Origin of the sequence: Clostridium sp. DSM 8431 (assembly GCF_900116755.1) — a bacterium.
Taxonomy (GTDB): Bacteria; Bacillota; Clostridia; order Clostridiales; family Clostridiaceae; genus Clostridium.
Genome location: NZ_FPBY01000260.1, coordinates 1 through 3,066, shown reverse-complemented (window position 1 = coordinate 3,066; position 3,066 = coordinate 1). Strand labels below are relative to the sequence as shown.

Here is a 3,066-nt window from a genome sequence, read left to right as displayed (position 1 = left end):
GATTTATCAAGAGCCGTGTGCGAGGCCCGCATGCACGGTTCTGTGAGAGGAAAGACCTCAGAAAAAAATATTTCTGAGGTTCACCTACTCGATAATGTCTATGAATTTTAAGGAAGTCTTTTGAAATATGCCCCAACTATTCCATTATACCATAAAAAAATTTTTCAAAATAGTCTGTAAATTTACTTTTCTCGGCATTATAATAAAGTCAACAAAGGAAGTAAAGTACTAAAAGTTAAGGGAGATGGTTCCAATGGGACGGTGATTAAAGAATAAGAGTTAATAAGAGAAATGAGGAGATACCGATGGTTTAATAAGATTATTTCGAAGATTTAAATTTAGTAAGGAATGAGGCCTATGAAGCATTTTATAAAAGTTAAAACTAAAATGTAGAAATGAGGAGATACCAATGTAAATTTAAAGTTTATTAAAAGAAGATGTTATACTAATACTTATTTTGATTGCCATGAAAAAATAATTTGGAGATGATGCCAAAGTAGGGGGTTAAGTAAAAAAATTAAGTTATGAGGTGATTTAAATATGTAAATTTTAAGGAAGCTTTAGATAAAGAATTTCTTAAAATAGATTAGTCTAAAAAATAAAGGGGATGGTTCCGATGGGACAGGCTATTAAAAAATAATATCTTAATCAAGAAATGAGGAGATTCCGATGCAAAGGTAAATAGATATTTAAACTTTTAATATAAAGGAGATGATAAGACTTGGATATTAGTAAAAAAGAAAAGGTTTGTTAAGATTGAGGTGGTCTAAATATGTAAATAATAATAAAGAGGTGTATTAAAATCAATAAACAATTTAATATAGAAGCAAAGTAGCTGTCTTGTTTTAATTAATATAAAAAGGACAGCTATTTTTTTGTGCAAAAAAATATATATTATAGTTAAAAAATGAATAAAAGAGAAAAAATGCATATTATTTAAAAGAAGTTTATAAAAATAAGCAAACTTATTCGAAAATGAATGGAAATAAAAGCTAATTCGAAATAATCTGAAAATTTCAAACAATACTTATTTGAGTGGAAAAGGAAAATAAAGTATAATTTTCTTGAAGTTATAATAAATATGTGAATTCGTTATTTATATAAGCAAAAGAATAGTAATAAATAAACTTTTATAAAAATATATTTATAGAAATACATGATTTTGGATTAAATGGGCATAAATATATAATGAAAATGTATTTAAGGAACTTCATTTTTTATAATAAATATTATAAAAATTGAAGCTTTTTTAGAATATAAATATGTTTAATGGTATTAAAAGTCTTGTTGCCAAAGTAAAGAGGGGGTTATTTTTTTATGAACTTAAATTTAGAATATTTGAATATCAAGAATTATAGTAGTGTTTCAAGAAATTTATCTGCTGCAGAGCTTATTGAATGTGCTATTAAGAGGGGCGAAGGTACATTAACAGATAAGGGTGCTTTAGATATAATAACTGGAAAGTATACAGGAAGGTCTCCTAAAGATAGATTCATTGTAAAAGATGATGTAACTAAGGAGAAAATAAATTGGGGAACAGTTAATTTACCTATAGATACTAAGACTTTTGACTCGCTATATGATGAAGTGACTAAATATCTAGAAAATAAAGATATATTCGTATTTGATGGTTCTATTTGTGCATTAAAGGATTATTCTGTTAAGTTAAGAGTTGTATGTGAAAAGGCTTATCAAGCATTATTTGTAAGTAATATGTTTATAAGACCTACTAAAGAAGAACTTTTAAATCATGTTCCTGAATTTAATATAATTTCAGCACCAGGTTTTAAAGTTTCAAATCCAGAAAAGTATGGTATTAATTCAGAAGCTTTTGTACTTATTAACTTTACTAAAAAAATAGTACTTATAGGTGGTACAGGATATTCAGGAGAAATAAAGAAGGCAATGTTCTCTGCAATGAATTTCTTACTACCTGAAAAAGGTGTACTTCCAATGCATTGTTCAGCTAATATAGGTGAAGATGGAAAAACAGTAGTATTCTTTGGATTATCAGGTACTGGTAAAACAACTTTATCTACAGATCCTAATAGAAGACTTATAGGTGATGATGAACATGGATGGTGTGATAAGGGAGTATTTAACTTTGAAGGTGGATGTTACGCTAAAGTAATAGGACTTGATAAGGAAAAAGAAAAGGAAATATATGAGGCAATTAAATTTGGAACAGTTCTTGAAAATGTTGTACTTGATGAAAATAGATTGCCAGATTATAAGGATAAGGAGTATACAGAAAATACAAGAGCATCTTATCCAATAAACTTTATAGATAATATAGAGCCAAGTGGAGTTGGGAATGTGCCACAGAAAATTATATTCTTAACTGCTGATGCTACAGGGGTTATGCCGCCAGTAAGTAAGCTTTCTAAAGAAGCTGCTATGTATCACTTTATGTCAGGATATACAAGTAAGGTTGCAGGAACTGAAAGAGGAATAGTAGAACCTCAGGCTACTTTCTCAGCATGTTTTGGAGAACCTTTCATGTTATTAAATCCAGCTGAATATGCTAAGCTTTTAGGAGAAAAAATTAATGAAGGTCATACAGAAGTTTATCTAATAAATACTGGATGGGTTGCTGGTGGATATGGAGTTGGTGACAGAATCAAGCTTAAATATACTAGATCAATGGTTAACGCAGTAATCAATGATGACTTTAAGAATGTTGAATTTGTAGATCACCCAGTATTCAACCTTTCAGTTCCAAAGGAATGCCCTTATGTTCCTTCAGAAGTATTAGATGCTAGAGGATTATGGGCTGATAAAGAAGCTTATGATAAGAAAGCATTAGAGCTTGCTGAAAGCTTTAAAAATAATTTTAAAAAGTTTAAAAATGTAACTGATGATATTGTAAATGCAGGTATCAGATAATTAATATAAAAAGCCTAAATATAGTGAAATGTTGAATGGAAATTTATTTGCCAAAATAGATAATAACTATTTATATGAGAGAATTCAGAGTTTTGAATTCTCTCTTTTTCGTGCGCCCAGCATGGGCGTGCACTCAATGTCGTCAACTTAGTAGATTAATGCAGATGAAAGTGCTTTAAA

1 protein-coding gene is annotated in these 3,066 nt (G+C 29.0%); it reads left to right on the top strand.

Annotated features, from left to right (window positions below; genetic code table 11):
- Positions 1 to 1,317: 1,317 nt before the first annotated feature.
- Positions 1,318 to 2,886, top strand: a complete 1,569-nt coding sequence (pckA, locus tag BM384_RS16405) for a phosphoenolpyruvate carboxykinase (ATP) (RefSeq protein ID WP_090015246.1) — start codon at positions 1,318 to 1,320, stop codon at positions 2,884 to 2,886.
- Positions 2,887 to 3,066: the final 180 nt, after the last annotated feature.